Raw genomic sequence first — 19,267 nt, forward strand, 5'->3', positions numbered from 1 at the left:
TACTGTCTTGTTCCTTGAACGAGCCCGAGCGGGCCGTCCGGTGTGAGAGATCAATAAGGCAAAGATCGGCCAAAAAAAGGGAGAAATGACGTGCAACTGGGAGATACGAGTGAACGCTATGGCACGGTGAGTCGGTGGTTGCATTGGGGAATGGCACTGCTCTTCCTCTGGCAGTTCCTTTCCGCTTCGGCACACGCCTTTCTCGACGATACGCCGGTAGAGGCATTCTTCTGGGCCACCCACAAGCCGCTGGGCCTGTTACTGCTGATCCTGGTTGCGATACGAGGAATCTGGGCGCTGGCCAACATCAGCCGCAGACCGCACTCGGTCAGCACGCCTGCGAAGCTGGGGCATATCGCGCTTTACCTGCTGATGGTCGTCATTCCGGCCCTGGCCCTGTTGCGACAGTATGGCTCGGGGCGGGCGTTCGAACCCTTCGGCCTGCCTTTGATGCCGGGCTTCTCCGGTGAAGAAATCGGCTGGATGGTGATGCCGGCCAACCTGCTCCACGGCTTCCTAGGCTGGACCTTGCTGGCCCTGGTCGTCGGTCACATCGTTATGGCCTGGGTGCATCGACGTAAGCCGGGCCATGTGGATGTATTCCCGCGGATGATCCGCTAATCAAGCCTGGAACAAAAAAAGGTTCATTGCGGATTAGCGTGACAAGGGGCCGGGAGTCTAAGGCCGTGGGCACCTTCGGCGCCTCAGAAGCTGAAGCATCTGCTACATGCTCGAGTTATCTGGAAAATGCAGCCGGCGCTTCTGAGGGTGTTGCAAAACTACTGCGCTCGAGCATACGGCGATTGGAAATCGACTCGTGCATGAGTCCGATCAAAATACTCATTTACTATCTGTAAGCTGCGCTTTTTCGTCGATTTCCGCTAAAGCGCGATGAACCAAAAAAAGCCCGGCGTGATGCCGGGCTTTTCTTTTTCATGTCATGCGCGCATAGGCAGAACACGTTCACCGTGGCGCGGTGTTAGGAAACCCTGAAACCGGGGTTGCGCTTGCGCAGCGCCGCAATGACCTTTTCTTTGGGCGTGGAGCTATCGAAGGCGGTCGGCAGGCGATCGCTACCGAACAACTCGATGAGCTCAGAGGTATGGGGGCCGCTATGTTGGGCCATCCAAAGACCTTTGCCAGGTTTGATCTGGATACTGGATTGGTCCGTTTCCAAGTGACCTCCTCAGTTGTCGTTATGGGCCAGGTGGCTGATTGTCCAGGCAATGCTCGCCAGCAGATAAACAATGCTGGTTGGCGCCAGCCACAGCTTGTGTGCGTAGGAAAGGGTCAGTCCGTTGGACCGAGCCAGTTCCGGGAGCAGGTATTCCAGGTTGATCAGAAATAGCGCAGCGATGCATGAAATTGCCGTGAGGGCTGCTATCGCGAAGGCGATGCTTTCCAGAGGAAGGTTCCGTTTCTCCTGGAGCGGAATGCTTTCAAGCGGGAAACGTTCTTCTGGTTGTTCGATGGTCTCCATGATTTTTTTCCTCTTCCTTGATTTTTTTACGTGCAAAAAGTCAGGTTCTGGAGGTTCAGGGATCGAGCATCGGCCGTCAGTGCAATTGACCTACCGCGTAAGGAGATGGGGGCGGTCAGTTCGAATTCAAGTCTGAATCTCGACTTTTTGGTTGCGGCTTTCCTTTACGCAACCAAGATCTGAACGGATCACGGTGCAGAATCACGTTGACGGCTCCAATTATGGCCGTAAGCCCCGACGATCCATCGAACCTGTGTTAATTCTGGGACAGCCGTAAATCTGTAGAACTTAAAGTTCGTATAGCCTGTAAGTCATACAGTCCGCACCCCAAGCAATGCATACTCAGGAGGAGGTTATGGATAAGTCGCTCAAGTCAGTATTGGAAATCGTGCACGAACGCGATCCCGACCAGCCGGAATTTCACCAAGCGGTGGAAGAGGTGATGTCCAGCCTTTCCTCCTACCTCGAAGCCTATCCTGAGTGCCATTCCCAAGGCCTATTGGAACGACTGGTAGAGCCCGAGCGGGTTATCCAGTTTCGTGTGCCCTGGGTAGACGACGAAGGGAACGTACAAGTCAACCGCGGATTCCGGGTACAGATGAGCAGCGCCATCGGTCCCTATAAAGGCGGGTTGCGCTTTCACCCGTCAGTCAATCTGGGTGTCCTCAAATTCCTGGCGTTCGAGCAGGTGTTCAAGAACGCGCTGACCACCCTGCCGCTGGGCGGAGCCAAAGGTGGTGCCGATTTCGACCCCAAGGGAAAGAGCGACGGGGAGGTCATGCGTTTCTGTCAGTCCTTCATGACGGAAATGTACCGTCATATAGGCGCTGATCTCGATGTGCCTGCCGGGGATATCGGTGTTGGACCACGTGAAATCGGTTACATGTACGGCATGTACCGGAAGCTGGCGAACGAGGTTGCAGGGGTCTTCACCGGCAAGGGGCTTTCCTATGGCGGTAGCTGTATCCGGCCCGAGGCTACCGGATATGGGCTGGTCTATTTCGTCGAGGAAATGCTCAAGACGCAGGAGAAGACATTGAACGGGATGAAAGTTGCCGTCTCCGGTGCCGGCAATGTGGCCCAGCATACCATTTACAAGGCGATGGAGATGGAGGCCACGGTTGTCACGTTGTCTGACTCCGACGGCACGGTGTATAACCCCGACGGCTTCACCAGCGAGCAGTGGGACTTCCTGGTGGAGCTGAAGAACGAGCGCCGCGGCCGTGTCTCTGAACTGGCCGAGAAGTTCGACCTTGAATATGGCAAGGGCGCCAAACCCTGGGATTTCCCGTGTGACATCGCCTTGCCCTGCGCCACCCAGAATGAGCTGGATGAGGATGCGGCTAAAAAACTGATCGATAACGGCTGTATATGCGTCGCCGAGGGCGCGAACATGCCATCGACCGCGGGGGCGGTCGAGAAGTTTCGTCAGGCAGACATCCTGTTTGCACCGGGCAAGGCAGCTAATGCCGGCGGCGTTGCGGTCAGTGGCCTTGAGATGGCCCAGAATTCCATGCGGCAGCATTGGTCGGAGGGTGAAGTCGATTCCAAGCTGCATGAGATCATGGTGTCGATACACCATGCCTGCCAGCGGCACGGGCAGGTAGGGAAGGGTAGCAATAACCGGTCAACGGACTATGTGACGGGTGCCAATGTCGCCGCCTTTATCAAGGTGGCTGATGCAATGCTGGCGCAGGGCGTCGTGTAGATCTCTGCGAGGGCCAGCCGGCGATCGGAACCGGCTGGCCGGCAACTACTTCTTGGCGATAACCCAGACGGCATGCACGATGCCGGGAATGTAACCCAGGATCGTCAAGAGGATATTGATCCAGAAGTGCTTGCCGATACCCACCTGCAGGAACACGCCCAACGGCGGCAGCAGGATTGCGATCAGAATGCGCAGGAGATCCATTCGCTTAGCTCCTTGTTTCCTTGAATGTTGACGCCCAGTCTACAGCCCGCTCGCCCCGGCCAGAATTAACCTTCATCAATGCGCTATCTCAATGCGAACGGGGGTTTATCAGTGGCCGCCGCCCTTGCTCGCGACATCCATGAAAATACAGGGCGAACGTTGCGTCCGTTCTCTTTCAAGTAGCGTCACGCAAGCGCAATGCTCAAACACCGGACACCAGGTAGGCCAGTGAATACAGTTCCAGCTCGCTTGGCGTGTAGTAGAAGCCGTGATAGACGATCAGCGGTTCCTGGGTGGCCAGGGCCCTGAGGCGTTCGTAATCCACCCCGTATTCCGGTGAAACGACGCCTTTTGAGGCCAGGGCATCGGTCAGGGTTTCCAGGTCGAGCGTACTGGCGTAGTCCTGGAAGCGCGGGTCTGACAATTCCGCCAGTTCGCGCCGAAGCTTCTTGGTGACGGTGATCCCGGTCTTTTCGGAGCCCTGGACGGGTAGCAGGTAGCCACTGAATCCGACCAGGGCCAGTAGTCCGCCGAGACCTGTCAGGAACGCGCGTCTATTCATCGTGGGGATCTCCTGCTGTCTCCAGGGCCTCCCACACCGGCTGTTCGTGCGGGTTGAGTCAGGCTCGCAAGATAGTCTCCGAGCCTTAGCGCCATGGCAACGATGGTGTACGTGGGGTGTGATGCCCCGCCGGCGGGGAATATCGAAGATCCCGCAATGTACAGGTTGTCTGTGGTGTGCACCTTGCAGTTGCCGTCCACCACGGAATCCTCCTCGGAGAATCCCATCCGGGTCGTGCCCATGAGGTGCCCGCCGCCCGCTGGCTTGAATTTGGGCTTGAGTGTGGATGGACGGCCAAGGCCTGATTTCAGTAGCGCGCGGGAGAAATGCAGCCAGCTCTCCTGGGCCAGTTCCTCGCAGTGGAAGCGGAACCCCACTCGCGACCAGGGCTGGTCCAGGGCATTCATTTTGTCGCCGAGCTCGACGTAGCAATCGGGGTGGGGCGGGGTCTCCGTGCGCAGGGTGACCGGGGTCAGGATGGTTTCCTCGCGCCGACCCATCAGGGGCTCGCTGGTCAGTTGTTCCAGGTTGAAATCGGCGCTGAAGGAGAGCAGGCCATGATCCACGCAGTAGCTGTCCGAAAGCTGCAGCGCATGGACGACGGGCGCCTGCTTCTCCAGCGACGGTTTGATGCGGTCCTGATCAAGGTACATCTCCGCCACTGCATAGAGATGCGGATGCTCCATGAGGCCCAGGCCCACCGGTAGCTGCTGCTTGAACCCCGAGAGCTGCATCAGGCGCGGATTGCCAATGCCGCCGCAAGCCAGCACGAAGCGGTCAGCGGTCAGCGACGGCAGGTTCCGGTGCGGGGCGACCGATTGTTTGAGCCTTATTGCATCGACCGTCTCATCCCGGATGTCCAGTTGGGTACAGGTGGCACCCAGTATCAGGTGGATGTTGGGGTGTTGCGCTATAAAGGGCCCGTACTTGACGTTAAAGCGCACCGGCGGGCTCAGGTAGAACGGTTTATAGACGATATCCGAGGTCTTGGCGAAGTGTGTCGATGATCGGCGGTAGATGTTCTCGGGAACTTCGATCACCTGCGCCGCTTCGGGATACCAGCGTTCCAGTTCCTCGTAGGGGATCGGCCAGGACTGGTCCATGAACGCGCGCTTCTCCAGCACCGCGCAGAATCCGCCCCAGATGGTGGAGCTGCCGCCAAAGCGCCGCTGGGTGTGCATGGGGAAATAGTCGTCTGGCAGTTCGCCGACCAATTCCACCCGGGAGAGCTCCAGGATGTCCTGATCATGTTCCAACAAACCACTCTCGATGATCGCTACGCGCACCGAAGGGTTGTTGTTGGCCAGTTGCAAAGCAGTGGAGATACCGGCAGGCCCGCTGCCGATAATGATCACGTCGTAGTGATCCTGGGTGACTCTGTCGAGAATCATGGGCGACTGGCCCTCGCGAAAATCGTCCCTGTCGCAAAGATTAAAGAAGCAAACCACTCGCCTGTGCAAGTAAAATCAGGTTGTCTTACAGTCTATTAACCATCGCCGATCCCGGCAGAGGAAACGGTAGGTCGCCCTTTGGGTGGGTCGTCAAAACCAGAAACCCACGATCGGCTGGCGGCGTTCTATGAGGATACCCTGGCTTTCCAGGATGCTGATCAGAATCCTGGTGTCCTCGATGTTGAGGAAGGATGCCAGGGAGATTTCGGTCTCACGGTACATAAGGAAGAGTTTGGGGGGCGACCACGGATGCCGGGAGGATACGAGATAGATTCGGGTGGCCCGTCGCGGGAGATTCCACTCCGCTTCCTTACGGTTAACTCCCTTCTCCAGGAGTAGGTTTTCCGGGGATATTCGAAGGACCTCCAGGCGGCGGCATTTGCGCGCGGTCTTGTAGAGACCGGCAGCAACGGCCAGCAGCTCCAGGCCGGCAAATGGCAGCACGACCCATGCGCCAAGCAGGAACATTCCGGTGACGATCACCGCCGAAACGGCGCACAACGCCAGCCAGATGCAGACGTTGCCCTGCCAGCTCAGTGACCGGTTGGGCGTCAACAGCAAGCGGCTGCCATTGACCCCCCTGTAGTGCTGCACCATGTCCGACTCCCTGCCTCGTCGGTTGTTGTTGTCGGGACAAGGTCGATGTGGAGAGAGGAGCTCCCGATGGTTGACAGAGCCTCCTGGGAATCAAGGGGAATCAAGAAGCTCTCTAGGTCACTAACTCTCCAGGTCACCCAAAGAGCCTCTCAACGATTATAGGTCATTCAGACAGGATGGATCAGGTACGCGTTCCCGGAGGGTCGTGTTTCAAGGAAGGTCGCGAATCTGGCGTAGCCGATGAGCAGGAAAGCGGCGGGCAAATGCGATCGCTTCGCCCGCCGGCTTCGATCAGAAGTGAAGCACCGTTGGATTGACGAGCCGGTCGTAATCCCGGTAGCTCATGCGCATGACTTCGTCGTGGGCGCCCGCGTTGAACACGATGTGCTCATCGTTGCGCAGGTGGTCGCTGACGAAGACTTCCATATCGTAGAGATTGCCGAAAGGCGGCATGGCGCCCAGCTCGCAATCCGGGAAGGCGGAGCTCAACTCGGACTCATCGGCCAGGTCCAGGTCTTCCGAACCCAGCGCCTTCTTCAGCTGCTCCACATGTACGACATCGGTCGATGGCAACACCGCCATGGACAGGCGGCCGTTGTTTCGGATGATGACGGTCTTGGCGAATTCGCGACCGGGCACGTGGGCTGCCTGAGCGGTTCGAGCGGCGTCGACGGTCGGAGCGTGGCGTTCGGTGTGGTACTTCACCGCATGGCTATCGAGGTACTCTCGGAGTTTTTGACTGATCATGGCGTTATCCTCCTTCACCCAGGGTGGAAGTTCCATGACATGTCCAATGATCATAGCACGCCTAGCGGCTTTCGTAGCCGTCTCGCATCCGGTTCCGGGACGGGCTAGAGGCGCACCCGCATCTCGGTCATATCATATGACGACATCCCGATCATTTCGTCGGTGCCCGTGGGCGGGATGATAACGGTTTCCTTCACCTGGAAGCCGCGAAAGGCATCCCTGGCCTCGCGGGCGCCATTGAACCAGAAGGGGTGCTGGTCCTTGCCGACCAGGATGTAAGGCTCGTCGTTGATGTAGTAACGCGCCATGTAATGGCAGCCCTCCATGGAAACGAGTTCGAGCAAGTCGATGGTCGTCTCCGGTCTGAGTCGGGCTTCAGTCATGGTGATGTTCATATCGTCCTCCAGGGTGGCGCTATGCCGTTGGGAGAAGCTACGAGAACAAGTTTAGTTTGGGTCAGAACCAGTCTGACGACTACTCTTATCGGTACCTGATTCGTGGAGATCGAACAGCGTCGGGGCATAACCTATACCGGGAAAAGCCCGTGCGAGACAGTAATCGCCTTGACCATAGCCCCATGTTAACGAACCCGCGAGCGGACGTTCAGTCACGATTCAGGCGACAGTCCCAATGGGGTCAGCGCGTCACGATTGCCTGTATTACTCGAACAGCCGCCCCAAACCCGACTGTGGCTTGAGGTCTCCGCAAAGCCGTAGGGCTTCCCAGAAACTGACCTGGTTTGCCGTCAATACCGGCTGGTCCGCCGCGGCCTCCATGTCCTCGAGCCAGGCGACCGAGTGCAAGGCGGTATCGGGGACAAGCAGGACATCGGCATCCGGCTGACCATGTCTGGCAGCCAACTGGACTACGGCGTCCTTTTCCAGTGTGCCCACCTCGGCGGCGGTGACGATGCCCAGGCTGGTGTGGGCGACCACCTCTATTCCAAAGACTTCCAGGAAAGCCCTGAATCGTTGCGCGACGACCTCGGGAAAGGTGGCTGCGATCGCGACTCGCTGGGCGCCCAATGCTTCGATCGCGTGGATGAAGGCCATCGCGGTGGTGGATGCCGGGACCTGCAAGGCCTGTTCGAGTGTCGCAATCTGTCGGCGAACGCCATCAACGCCGAGCACGAAGCTGGCGCTGGTTGACGTCCAGAGCACCGATTCGATGCCGCTGCCCGCCAATGCCCGGGCGCCATCGGCCAGGCGTCGGGTACTGCCCATTTCGCTGAGCGCCTCGACGGTATGGGCATCCTCGAGAAAGCCGGTATGGACGACCCGGGGGTCTACCGGCGGATCGAGAGCCAGGCCCAGCCAGGGATAATCGTCTTCCGCAGCATGGCCGGGGTAGAGAAAACCGACGCGGCGGAGGGCTTGGTCGACCATTGGCTTCCTCGTTTGCTGGTAGTTTGCATAAGCCTGTCCGACACTATCAAGTTTATCGCCAGCAACGTAAATGTGGAGATAGAGGGGCAGGGTATCGATGTCCGCACCGGCCCGGTCACATTGCGTACACAGCCCGTACACAAACGGAAATTGATCTCTGGGGGCCGGCATATTAATTTCTGCAGATATGTCTGAGCTCAGGAAGCGTGTCGTGGCTGCCCGCGTGTTATGCGTGCAGGATCGCGGCGTTTCGTTTTTCGAGGATCACCGATCTTGATGTCTTCCAGAAATAGTCATTCACAGAAACTGCTGCTGTTCGGTCTGTCAGCCCAGAAATCGTTTGCCATCGGCACGCTCAAGATCCGCGAGATCATGCCGTTTCCACGCCTGACCAAACTTCCGCATAGCCACCCGTCGGTGATTGGCACCACCACATTCCGGGGTGCGGCCGTACCGGTGATCGATATGGCCGCAGCCGTAGGCTATCCCCCGCTGAGTTATGAGGACCGCAAGAACAGCTCGGTCATCATTACCGATATCCAGCGCAAGGAAATTGGCTTCGTGGTGCCCAACGTGCGCAAGATCGTCGAAGCCGACTGGAAGCAGGTCAAGTCGCCACCGAAGGCCCTGGGCAAGAATGCTTTCGTCACGGGGCTGCTCGACATCGAGGGAGAAATTATCCAGTTACTGGATGTAGAGCTGCTACTGTCGAAAGTCTATCCAAGCGCCGTGGATACGGGCGATGTCCTACTGACCGACGTCCAGCGCGAAACCCTGAAATCCCTCAATATCCTGTTGGTGGATGATTCGCAAGTTGCGCGCAAGCAGCTGTCCGATGTGCTCGACAGCAAGGACATTACCTACTACGTCACCTCTAACGGTCAGGAAGCCCTGGACATCATGTTGGATGCGGCCCAGGATCGCCGTAGCATCGATATCCTCGTCAGCGATATCGAAATGCCCGGGCTGGATGGTTACGAGTTGGCGTTCAGCGTGCGGGACAACGCCTCCCTGAAGCAGCCATACATCATTCTGCACACGTCGCTGAACAGTGAGATGAGTGTCAGTTATGCCAACCAGGTTGGTGCCAACGAGGCACTGACCAAGTTCGATGCGGAAGAACTGCTGCAGGCCATGCTGCGCGGCGCCGAGCAGGGGCGTCCTTGACGGGGCCCCGCTTTCTCTCTATATCCTCTAGAAGCTCTGCTTGCAGTCCTATCTTTTAGGAGCCCGACGTTTTTCTTTAAGGTCTGTCCGGGGCAGGATGGCCGATCGGTAGTGTTTGCCTAGTCGTACGTGTTGCCCAGCAGTACTTGCCCTTGTTCGTGCACGATGGGCGCTGTCGAATGCGCCGCCAATGCGATCGACGAGGGAAGTTATGGCCGAAGAAGCCGGAAGTTCCGCAGGAAAGCCGTCTCACGAAGCAACGTCCGAAGAGGCGCACCTCAATCCAATCGTCTTCTATGGTTCGGTCATCGGCATCGTTGCCTTTGCCGTTTGGACCATGGTGTTCACCGAATCCGCCAGTGCCGTTATTACCGCGGTACTGGGCTGGATATCCAATACCTTCGGCTGGTTCTATTTCATTGCCGTTGTGGTCTACCTGGTCTTCGTAATCTGTATCGGACTATCCCGCTACGGCAAACTGCGCCTCGGGCCGGCCCATTCCACACCCGATTTCAATGTCCTGACCTGGGCGGCAATGCTCTTCTCCGCGGGTATCGGTATCGACCTGCTGTTTTTCTGTATCGCCGAGCCAGTGACCATGTTCCTGGCGCCACCGACAGGGAACCCCGACGAGATCGAAGCGGCCCGCCAGGCTCTGCAACTGACGTTCCTGCACTGGGGTTTGTCGGGCTGGGGCGTGTATACCTTGGTGGGCATGGCACTGGCATTCTTCAGTTACCGTCATGGCCTGCCCCTGACGATACGATCGACCCTCTATCCCATCTTCGGAAAACGTATCAAAGGCGTGATCGGCCACACGGTGGATACCGCTGCCGTGCTGGGGACGGTGTTCGGTATTGCGACCAGCCTGGGCATCGGCATCATCCAGCTCAACTTCGGGCTGAATTACATGTTCGGCGTACCCGACGGCACCCTGACCCAGGCGATACTGGCTGTGCTGATCGTGATCTTCGCGACTATTTCCGCCGTCACCGGCGTGGACAAAGGCATCCGCCGGCTGTCCGAGTTCAACATGCTGCTGGCCCTGATGTTGATGTTGTTCGTGTTGTTCTCGGGCAAGACCCTGTTCCTGCTCAACGCCCTGGTGATGAACATCGGCGACTACCTTTCCGAGTTCGTCAGTCTGTCGATGAATACCTATGCCTTCGACCCGCCCACCGACTGGCTCAATGCCTGGACCGTGTTCTTCTGGGCCTGGTGGATTGCGTGGGGCCCCTTTGTCGGTCTGTTCCTGGCACGCATATCCCGCGGGCGCACCATCGGCCAGTTCGTGGCCGGCACCTTGATCCTGCCGCTGACTTTCATGATGGCGTGGATGTCGATCATGGGTAACAGTGCCATCGACCTTGTCATCAACGACACCGGCGTGGCGAACTTTGGTCAGCAGGCCATGGAGAATCCGGGCTCGTCCATCTATCTGTTTATGGAAAGTTATCCCTGGGTCGGGTTGACCACCATCGTAGTGACGATCCTTGCCGTGGTCTTCTTCGTGACTTCCGGCGACTCCGGCTCGCTGGTATTGTCCAACCTGACATCGGTACTGCGGGACCCGAACCACGATGCGCCGGCCTGGATGCGAATCCTCTGGGCGGCCGTCATCGGTTTGTTGACCCTGGCCCTGTTGATTGCCGGCGGCTTGACCGCCTTGCAGAGTACGGTCGTGATCATGGGGTTGCCGTTCGCGTTCGTGCTTTTCCTGATGATGGTTGGTGTCTTCCGGGCGTTGCGGTTGGAAGGGCTGAAGGAGGATAGCCAGATGTCCAGTCTGGCGGGGCATCTCTCCGGACGCGTGGTAACGACGGAAAAAGGTATGCTCAACTGGCGCCAGCGGTTGACGCGCAGCGTGAGCTTCCCGGATCACAAGCAGGCGAGGACCTTTCTCGTCGATATTGCCAAACCGGCGATGGGCGAAATCTCCGAAGTCCTGGTCGACAAGGGATTCAAGGTACGCGTGGAAGAGGACAACGGCGTCAACGAGCATGTAGGACTGACGGTGGACCTGGGTGGCGAGCAGAACTTCACCTACCAGGTGTGGCCGCGCAAGTGCCTGATGCCGGCCTTTTCGATACGGGCGACCCGCAGCGATACCCACTACTACCGGCTTGAGGTGCATATCGGTGAAGGCGGCCAGGGATATGACCTGTTCGGGTATACCAGGGAGCAGGTGATCGCCGACATCCTGGATCAGTACGAACGCCACCTGTATTTCCTGCATAGTCAACGGGAGTTGCCTGGCGGCGACGCGATCATGCCGGAGAATACGACGTCATCGGAGGATGAGGGAGCTTCGAAAACATGAGTGAGACCAACTTCGACGAAACGTACGACTACATCATTGTCGGCTCGGGTTCCGCCGGTTCCGTGCTGGCGGACCGGTTGAGCGCCGATGGCCAGAATCAGGTGCTGGTGCTGGAGTTCGGCGGCAAGGATAACTCGGTCTATATCCAGATGCCGACGGCCTTCTCGATCCCCCTCAATAAGCCCCGGTTCGACTGGGGCTTTCACACCGAACGCGAGCCCGGTCTCAACGGTCGCTCCATCCATCAGGCACGGGGCAAGGTGATCGGCGGTTCGTCATCGATCAACGGCATGGCCTATGTGCGTGGTTGCGCCGGTGATTTTGAGGAATGGGTGGAACACGGCGCCGAAGGTTGGGGCTACGCCGACGTGCTGCCGTACTTCAAGCGGGCCGAGGACTGTATCTACGGTGACGATGACTATCGCTCAACCGGCGGACCTGTCGGCGTCTGCAATGGCAATAACATGAAGAACCCGCTGTACCGGGCCTTCATCGAGGCTGGGCGCCAGGCCGGCTACGGTGAAACCAAAGACTACAACGGTTATCGTCAGGAAGGCTTCTGCCGCATGGACATGTCCGTGCGTAACGGTGTCCGAAGCTCCACCGCCAACGCCTATCTCAAGCCAGCCCTGGGGCGTTCCAACCTCAACCTGCAGATGCATGCGCTGACCACCCGCATTCTCATGGAGGGTAAGAAAGCTGTTGGAGTGGAGTACCGCAAGCAGGGAAAAAACTATCGAGTAGCGGCGCGTAAGGAAGTACTCCTGTGTGCCAGTGCCTTCAACTCGCCGAAACTATTGATGCTCTCGGGCATAGGCCCGGCCGAGCACCTGAAAGAGATGGGCATCGATGTAGTCCACGACCTGCCGGGAGTGGGGCAGAACCTACACGACCACCTGGAAGTGTGGATCCAGCAGACCTGTACCCAGAAGATTACCCTCAACAGCAAGCTCAATCCCTTGGCCCAGCTGTTGATCGGTGCGCAATGGTTCTTCTTCAAGTCCGGACTGGGGGCCACCAATCACTTCGAGTCCAATGGCTATATCCGCAGTCGGGCGGGGCTCAAGTATCCGGATCTGCAATACCACTTCCTTGCCGGGGCTATTGCCTACGATGGTTCCAGTGCGGCGGAGGGACACGGCTTCCAGGCCCATCTCGGAGCCAACAAGCCCACGAGCCGCGGCTGGCTGAAGCTACGCTCAAGTGACCCGGAGGCCCCGCCGCGAATCTTCTTCAATTATCTGGACACGGAGGAAGATAAACAGGCCTATCGGGACGGTGTCCGCCTCACCCGCGAACTCTTCGCCCAGCCGGCGTTCGATCCCTACCGGGGCGAAGAGCTGATGCCGGGAGACAAGGTGCAGAGCGACGATGAGATCGACAACTGGGTTGCTGACAACGCCGAGACGGCCTATCACCCTTGCGGCAGTTGCCGGATGGGTACGGATGCAAACGCCGTCGTCGATCCACAATGCCGGGTGCATGGGATCGAAAACCTGAGGGTGGTGGACTCCTCTATCATGCCCACTGTCACCAACGGCAATATCAACGCGCCCACGATCATGATCGGTGAGCGCGCGGCGGACATGATCCTTGGTCGCAGCTTGCTAGAACCTGCGCAGGTTCCCGCCTTCCATATGGAAAACTGGGAAAACAGCCAGCGCGAAACTGAGCCGAAGCGCTAGTGTTCCGTCTGATCAACGAATTGACCAGGCGGGACACGGGTGTCCTGTTAAGTTGACGAATTAACGAACGGAGGAACTAGATGCTGCATTGTTTGGCGGAGCCTAGCCGAATGCCAGCCAGGCTCCCACCAATACCATCAGCGTTCCCGCCACCCGATTGATCGCCCGTACGCCGACACCGCGGCGCAAGGCTTGGCTCAGCTTACGGCCCCCATGGGCATAGAGTTGCAGGCAGAGGAATTCCAGCCCGAGGATAATCAGGATCAGCACCGTGAGCTGCGGCACCATGGGTAGTGAGCTGTCGATAAATGGCGGCAACAGGGCTATGAAGAACGCCCAGCCTTTGGGATTGGCGATTGCCGTCACGAAACCCTGAGTGGCCAGTTGCACCGGCGATGTGTCCGGTGGCGCCGCGTCGCTCTCCGGCATCGCCATCTTGCCCCGCGAACGCCACATCTGGACGCCCAACCACGCCAGGTAGATGCCACCGGCGTACTTGAACACCGCGAACGCCGTCGGATACTGCAACATAAAGGTCGCCACCCCGACTGCCGCAGCCGTCGCAACCACCGCCACACCCACCAGTTCCCCCGCCATCATCCACAGCGCACGGCGCACACCGATGGTAATGCCCAGTGATAGCGCCAGGGTCATGCACATCCCCGGGGTGATCGATACCACGAAGAAGGTGGGGATGAAGGCTGAGAGGAGATGGACGTTAAGCGACAACAAGGCGGCGATCCCTCACTGGACGATAAAATGGCCATCGCTAGGGATGGGCAGAAAAGCGTATATGGTATCTGAGCTTAAGCAAAGCAAGCCCGGGGCAGGGCCTTTAGCTCAGTTTTTCAGTATCCCCACCACCAACCGACCGGCCAGGGCCAGCAGGATCGCTCCGAACAGACGCTCGAACCAGACGGTGTGCTGTTGCAGGCGCTTGAGCCAGCGGGGGCTCGAGAATAGCCAGGCGACGATCAGATACCAGGCGCCGTCGATGATCATGGCGGTGGCCGCGTAGCCGAGTTTGGCGATGAACGAGGTGTCCTGACCGACCACCTGGCTGAACAGGGCAATGAAGAAGACGGCGATCTTGGGGTTGAGGAAGACCACCAGGAAGCCGTCGCGGGCAGCGCTGGTCGTGGTGGGTACCTCGGGCAGGGCGTTGTCAGCTCGGCTTCGGGCGGTCAGACCTTTGACGCCCAGCCACGCCAGATAAAGCGCACCGCCCCATTGCAGGACCGTGAAAGCCGTCGGCGAGGCAGTGATGATTGCCGCCAGTCCGACAATGCTCAACAGCGCGTAAAGACCTACTCCCAGACCATGCAGTAAGGCTGCGACGACACCATTGCGACGTCCGCCCGCCAGGGTCTGCTTCAATACCACCGCAAGCGACGGGCCCGGTGACATCGCGCCGAGGATGCAGATGCTGACGACCGTGAGCCAAGTGGCGAGTGTCATGGTGAAGTCCTTCTCCCGAAACGGTGGAAGTCTAGATGATTCCCGATGCGGGGGATACCACGCCAACTGATTTGCGTCATGCCGTGGTGGCTGGTGCCTGGGCTATGCTTGGTTAGGTTCTGTATAGCAAGTCCATCACCAGGTAGGGAGGGTTCGGATGGATACCGGAGTGGTACTTACGGGCGGCGGTGCCCGAGCCGCGTATCAGGTTGGCGTGCTGAAAGGGATCTCCGATATCTTCCCGGACTGGGCGCACCCCTTTCGCGTGATCGTCGGTACGTCCGCCGGCGCGATCAACGCCGTGGCGTTGGCCGGCGGTGGCGGGGTATTCCGACACAATATCACCAAGCTCGAACAGATTTGGTCAGAACTCACCATCGACCAGATCTACAAGGCCAATTCCTACGACATCCTCCGCAATATGACGGATATCGCCCGGCGCATGATCTCAGGCGCCTACGATGAAAGCCCCATGGCCTTGCTGAACAACAGCCCGCTGAAAGCCTTGCTGAAGCGGGAGGTGGATTTTGGTCAGGCAAGGGCCGCCATCGCCGCAGGTAACATCGCGGCGCTTGGCGTCAACGCGTGTGGATATACCACGGGCCAAAGCATCTGCTTCTTCGAGGGAGCGCCGTCGATCGCGGGATGGGCCATCGGACAGCGAGCGGGTGTCCGTACGGAATTGGGGCTTGACCACGTGCTGGCGTCCTCGGCCATCCCAACACTGTTCAGGCCGGTAAGAATCAACCGCGAGTATTTTGGCGATGGCGTCACCCGGCAGATGGCCCATATCAGCCCGGCGTTGCGGCTGGGCGCATCAAAAGTGCTGGTCATCGGTGTCAGCGCGAACAACATATGCCCGCCGAAGCGGCCAAAAACGCCGGAGGTGGCCGATTTGGGCCACGTGATCGCCCATGTCTTCAATGGCATGTTCCTGGACACCCTGGATTACGATATCGACCGTCTGCGGCTGATCAACCAATTGCTGGAACTGGTGCCCGAAGACAAGCTGCAAGAATCGAAACTTGACTTGAAACCCGTACGTTTGCTGGAGATTTCTCCGTCGGAAGACATGGGTGAGCTGGCCACCCGCTACCTCAACCGCATCCCCATGGTCCTGCGTCGATTTGCCGGAGCAAGCCGTGATGCTCACTCCTCCGGTTCGAGTTTGGTGAGCTACCTGATGTTCGATCAGGGCTTCTGCCGCGAGCTGATTCGTATGGGGTACGAGGATGCCCAGCGCCAGTCGCGGCAAATCGAGCAGTTCTTCAAGGCGGACGCGAACTGACCACCCTTCACTCATCCGGCAGGGTCACGGAAATCTTGATCGAGGCGTACCAGGCGGCCACGTCGGAGATCTGCTGGTCGGTCAGGTCCTTGGCAACGACCGTCATCATCTCGTGCTGGCGCTCACCGCTGCGGAAGGCCTTGAGCTGTCGTTCGAGGTAGATCTGGCTCTCGCCGGCCAGGTGCGGGGCGATGGGAATCCTGGCGATACCGTCGAGACCGTGACAGGTCTGGCATTGGCGCGCCAGCTTGCGTCCGTTGGCCGGGTCGGCGGCCTGGGCACAGACGGGAACCAGGCACGTAGCCAACAAAAGCACGAGCGAAAGGCGTGGACGAGGCATGGTAGGGCTCCGGATGTGCGGCGGGTACGGCGTTACCCCGTCGCAAGTGATGATGGGGCGGGAATGCTATGAGCCGCCGTAGGAGATCCGGTATACCGCGCCGGCCAAGTCGTCGGACACCAATAGCGAACCGTCCCTGAGCTGCGCCACGTCCACGGGCCGCCCCAGGTATTCGCCGTTCTGGTCGAGCCAGCCTTCGGCAAAGGGTTTGGGCTCGCCCTTAACGTTACCTTCGCCATCCACCGGCGTGAACATGACGCGTGCCCCCACGGGCTCCGTACGGTTCCAGGAACCATGTTGTGCCGAGAAGATACCGCCGCTGTACTCGCTCGGGAACATGTTGCCGGTGTAGAAAATCATGCCGAGATCGGCGGCATGAGCCACGGTCTCTGCGACAGGCATAACGGTGTCGGCCGGCACGTCCTCGTCCTTGTATTCGTTGGTGCGCACGTCACCACCGCCGTACCAGGGGAAACCGAAGTGCTGATCCATGGCGGTCTGGCGATTGATTTCACCGGGTGGGATATCATCGCCCATGCCGTCCACCTGGTTGTCCGTGAACCAGAGTTCGCCGGTGTCGGGGTGGAAATCCTGGCCCACGGAGTTGCGTACCCCAAGGGTATAGACCTCGCGCTCGGTACCATCCTGGTTGACCCGGATGATGCCGCCAATGCCTTGTTCCTCGAACACCTGTAGGTGCTCCTTGGGCGCCACGTTGTAAGGTTGGCCAAGGGAAATATACAGCTTGCCGTCAGGGCCGACGTCACAGACCCGGGCGGTGTGGTTATAGCTTTCGAACTGCGACGGCACCAATTTACCGCCGGGAATCACCTCCGACGCCACGACATCCGGACTTTCATAGAAAAACTCAGCGGCGGGGTAGGCCAGTACCCGGTTCTGCTCGGCGATATACAGCACGCCTTCCGGCGAGAAGCAGGGGCCGTTGGGAATGGCTTTGGCCAGCGAGGGTGCGAAATTCTTGACCTCATCCGCCACCCGATCCTTGTCGCGATCGGTGACGGCCCAGACTTCGGTCTTGCGCGTGCCCACGAAGGTCACGATGCCCTGGGGACCGACGGCCATATGGCGTGCATCGGGCACCAGCGCGTAAAGCTCGATGCGGAAGCCTTTGGGTAGTTTGATCGTTTCCAGCGTCTTGCGGATAGCGTCAGCGCTGGCGGACTTCTGGTCGATAACGGTGAACTCGGTGGTCCCCGTCGTCTGGAAATTGCCCAGTTTCTTGAGCGTATCATCGGCCCTGAGAAGACCGGAATGCGATAGCGCGATAAGGACGGAGACACTGATTGCTAGGGTATTTCTTGTCATTGTTGTGGCACTCCCTTTCCAATGGTTGCTTGGGCAACAATCAGTAAAGGTGGTTATTTTTTAACCGTCAACGCGTTTTGGAGTGCCTGGCGCTTTAAACCATCTAAGAGCGCTATTGTTTTTTACTATCATCCGTATCGTCTCCTGACGTCTCCGATTCCGCATTGGCTTCCACGTGGTGCGGGTCTTCAGGTGGCGGTTCACCCTCGTCCGCAGATTCATGGTTGGTATGGGCCTCGAAGTCTGGATTGCGCGGATCCAGATCGGCCATACCCAGGGCCATCTCCGGCGAGGTGGTGTAGTAATGCTCCTGTTCTTCCACCGGTACTCGCTTGTGGCGACCAGGGCCAACCGTGATGAAAAACAGCAGGAGCCCGAGGATCACGGCGTTGCTGACAAACAGCCCCGCCGGCCCCATCAGGTCCATTACGAACGAACTGACCACCGGGCCTATGCAACTGCCAATACCGTAACTTAGAAGCAGCGCCGTGCTGGCGGCGGTAATCTGGTGGCTGTCCATCCGGTCGTTGCTGATGGCCACTGCGATCGGATAGATCGTTGCGCTGATACCCATGTAGAGCCCCACGAACAGTATCAGCACCAGCATGTTGAAACTTCCGACAAGGGCAGCAGCCACGCTGCAACCTGCGGCGACCAGCGTGGCGACCTGCATCACCCGGTAACGGTCGAAGTGATCGCAGAAGCGGCCCACCGGCCACGCCATGATCATGGCGGCTACGATAGCCGAAGCCATGAAGTTGGAGAGTTGATTGACGTCGAGCCCGATCTGGTTGGCGTATACCGGCCCCATGGCGTAGAAGGCGCTGATCAGCAGGCCTGCGACCAGCGCGCCGAGCGTGCCCACTGGGGTAATGCGATAGAGCTTGGCCAGTGACATCCGTTCGCCCTGGATGATCGTGGGCGATTCCCGGCGTGTTAGCGAGAGCGGAACGAGTGCCAGGGCCACCAGCATTGCGGCAAGGGAAAACGGAATGAAACCGGCTGGATCCGCGACCCGGATCAGTACCTGACCGCCGGCCGTAGAGAGGAAGAAGACAATCTGGTAGATCGCGAAAAGGGTTGCCCGGTTGTTGTTGTCCGCCCGGCTACTGAACCAGCTTTCCATGACGATCATCAGGCCGGCCATGACGAACCCGCCCAAAGCCCGCAGGACTCCCCAGAGCCCAGCCTTGACGGCCATTGGGTAGAGCAGGATCGAGGCCGCCAGCACCGCTGCAAACACCGCGAATGCGCGGATGTGTCCCACCCTTTCTATGATGCGCCCGGCGTAGAGCGTGCCGCCCACGAAGCCGACGGAATAGAACACCAGGATCCAGCCGATCACGCTGGCGCTGAATTCCTCGATACTCAGGCGCAGCCCTAGCAGGGTCATCAGGAAGGCATTACCGCCGATCAGCAGGATGATGCTGGCAATGAGCGAAGAAAGGCTGAGTGCGGTTTTCGACATCGATCCTCCGGTTCCATCGGTATTAATGAGCGGTGTCGCAGTCAGTGTATGGACAAGCTTGGTACAGCCTGAATGTTATGG

20 protein-coding genes are annotated in these 19,267 nt (G+C 58.8%); 6 read left to right on the plus strand and 14 right to left on the minus strand.

Annotated features, from left to right (window positions below):
* Positions 1-90 precede the first annotated feature (90 nt).
* A complete protein-coding gene (locus RE428_RS05910) occupies positions 91-621 on the plus strand; it encodes a cytochrome b (protein WP_040882533.1) in 531 nt (176 codons plus the stop codon).
* A gap of 358 nt (positions 622-979) precedes the next feature.
* On the opposite strand, the gene RE428_RS05915 is transcribed toward RE428_RS05910, so the two are convergent.
* A complete protein-coding gene (locus tag RE428_RS05915) occupies positions 980-1,177 on the minus strand; it encodes a hypothetical protein (protein WP_004581057.1) in 198 nt (65 codons plus the stop codon).
* Between the two features lie 9 nt (positions 1,178-1,186).
* On the minus strand, positions 1,187-1,480 hold the full coding sequence (locus tag RE428_RS05920) for a hypothetical protein (protein WP_004581058.1): 294 nt from the start codon (positions 1,478-1,480) through the stop codon (positions 1,187-1,189).
* A gap of 355 nt (positions 1,481-1,835) precedes the next feature.
* Here RE428_RS05920 and gdhA point away from each other — a divergent pair, with 355 nt between their 5' ends.
* A complete protein-coding gene (gene gdhA, locus RE428_RS05925; protein ID WP_004581059.1) occupies positions 1,836-3,188 on the plus strand; it encodes an NADP-specific glutamate dehydrogenase in 1,353 nt (450 codons plus the stop codon).
* Positions 3,189-3,233: 45 nt separating this feature from the next.
* Here the strand turns inward: gdhA and RE428_RS05930 are convergent, their stop codons facing one another.
* The 7 genes from RE428_RS05930 to RE428_RS05960 form a co-directional block, all read right to left on the minus strand.
* Positions 3,234-3,392, minus strand: a complete 159-nt coding sequence (locus RE428_RS05930) for a YqaE/Pmp3 family membrane protein (protein WP_004581060.1) — start codon at positions 3,390-3,392, stop codon at positions 3,234-3,236.
* 202 nt (positions 3,393-3,594) lie between these two features.
* Positions 3,595-3,954 carry a hypothetical protein gene (locus RE428_RS05935; protein WP_004581061.1) on the minus strand — a complete coding sequence of 120 codons (360 nt, stop codon included), beginning with the start codon at positions 3,952-3,954 and terminating at the stop codon, positions 3,595-3,597.
* Complete coding sequence (locus RE428_RS05940) at positions 3,951-5,345, minus strand: GMC oxidoreductase (protein ID WP_004581062.1); 1,395 nt, start codon at positions 5,343-5,345, stop codon at positions 3,951-3,953. Before RE428_RS05940 ends, RE428_RS05935 begins: the two co-directional genes overlap by 4 nt.
* 150 nt (positions 5,346-5,495) lie before the next feature.
* Positions 5,496-6,002 (minus strand): DUF2244 domain-containing protein, encoded by a 507-nt coding sequence (locus RE428_RS05945; protein ID WP_004581063.1) that lies wholly within the window; start codon positions 6,000-6,002, stop codon positions 5,496-5,498.
* A 291-nt stretch (positions 6,003-6,293) separates the two neighbouring features.
* The gene (locus tag RE428_RS05950) at positions 6,294-6,785 is read right to left on the minus strand and encodes an aminoacyl-tRNA deacylase (RefSeq protein ID WP_205624603.1); all 492 of its coding nucleotides are present in this window, start codon (positions 6,783-6,785) and stop codon (positions 6,294-6,296) included.
* Between the two features lie 68 nt (positions 6,786-6,853).
* On the minus strand, positions 6,854-7,144 hold the full coding sequence (locus tag RE428_RS05955; RefSeq protein WP_004581065.1) for a DUF6482 family protein: 291 nt from the start codon (positions 7,142-7,144) through the stop codon (positions 6,854-6,856).
* 264 nt (positions 7,145-7,408) lie between these two features.
* Positions 7,409-8,134: a maleate cis-trans isomerase family protein gene (locus tag RE428_RS05960; protein ID WP_004581066.1), complete on the minus strand. Its 726-nt coding sequence runs from the start codon at positions 8,132-8,134 to the stop codon at positions 7,409-7,411.
* A 276-nt stretch (positions 8,135-8,410) separates the two neighbouring features.
* Between RE428_RS05960 and RE428_RS05965 the strand changes: the two genes are divergently transcribed.
* The 3 genes from RE428_RS05965 (at position 8,411) to betA (ending at position 13,306) form a co-directional block, all read left to right on the plus strand.
* Positions 8,411-9,301 carry a chemotaxis protein gene (locus tag RE428_RS05965; RefSeq protein WP_004581067.1) on the plus strand — a complete coding sequence of 297 codons (891 nt, stop codon included), beginning with the start codon at positions 8,411-8,413 and terminating at the stop codon, positions 9,299-9,301.
* A gap of 211 nt (positions 9,302-9,512) precedes the next feature.
* Complete coding sequence (gene betT / locus RE428_RS05970) at positions 9,513-11,621, plus strand: choline BCCT transporter BetT (protein ID WP_004581068.1); 2,109 nt, start codon at positions 9,513-9,515, stop codon at positions 11,619-11,621.
* Positions 11,618-13,306 (plus strand): choline dehydrogenase, encoded by a 1,689-nt coding sequence (gene betA / locus RE428_RS05975; RefSeq protein ID WP_004581069.1) that lies wholly within the window; start codon positions 11,618-11,620, stop codon positions 13,304-13,306. The genes betT and betA overlap by 4 nt, the downstream gene beginning before the upstream one ends.
* 102 nt (positions 13,307-13,408) lie before the next feature.
* On the opposite strand, the gene RE428_RS05980 is transcribed toward betA, so the two are convergent.
* Together RE428_RS05980 and RE428_RS05985 are read right to left on the minus strand one after the other, a co-directional pair.
* Entirely contained in the window at positions 13,409-14,038 is a 630-nt protein-coding gene (locus RE428_RS05980) for a LysE family translocator (protein WP_004581070.1), read from the minus strand.
* A 108-nt stretch (positions 14,039-14,146) separates the two neighbouring features.
* The gene (locus RE428_RS05985; protein ID WP_004581071.1) at positions 14,147-14,764 is read right to left on the minus strand and encodes a LysE family translocator; all 618 of its coding nucleotides are present in this window, start codon (positions 14,762-14,764) and stop codon (positions 14,147-14,149) included.
* A gap of 157 nt (positions 14,765-14,921) precedes the next feature.
* Between RE428_RS05985 and RE428_RS05990 the strand changes: the two genes are divergently transcribed.
* On the plus strand, positions 14,922-16,052 hold the full coding sequence (locus RE428_RS05990; protein WP_004581072.1) for a patatin-like phospholipase family protein: 1,131 nt from the start codon (positions 14,922-14,924) through the stop codon (positions 16,050-16,052).
* 7 nt (positions 16,053-16,059) lie between these two features.
* On the opposite strand, the gene RE428_RS05995 is transcribed toward RE428_RS05990, so the two are convergent.
* The 3 genes from RE428_RS05995 to RE428_RS06005 form a co-directional block, all read right to left on the minus strand.
* On the minus strand, positions 16,060-16,392 hold the full coding sequence (locus tag RE428_RS05995) for a c-type cytochrome (RefSeq protein ID WP_004581073.1): 333 nt from the start codon (positions 16,390-16,392) through the stop codon (positions 16,060-16,062).
* Positions 16,393-16,458: 66 nt separating this feature from the next.
* On the minus strand, positions 16,459-17,718 hold the full coding sequence (locus RE428_RS06000; protein ID WP_004581074.1) for a PQQ-dependent sugar dehydrogenase: 1,260 nt from the start codon (positions 17,716-17,718) through the stop codon (positions 16,459-16,461).
* A gap of 112 nt (positions 17,719-17,830) precedes the next feature.
* Entirely contained in the window at positions 17,831-19,186 is a 1,356-nt protein-coding gene (locus RE428_RS06005; RefSeq protein WP_004581075.1) for an MFS transporter, read from the minus strand.
* Between the last annotated feature and the right edge of the window lie 81 nt (positions 19,187-19,267).

It is taken from the genome of Marinobacter nanhaiticus D15-8W, assembly GCF_036511935.1.
Classification (GTDB): domain Bacteria; phylum Pseudomonadota; class Gammaproteobacteria; order Pseudomonadales; family Oleiphilaceae; genus Marinobacter_A; species Marinobacter_A nanhaiticus.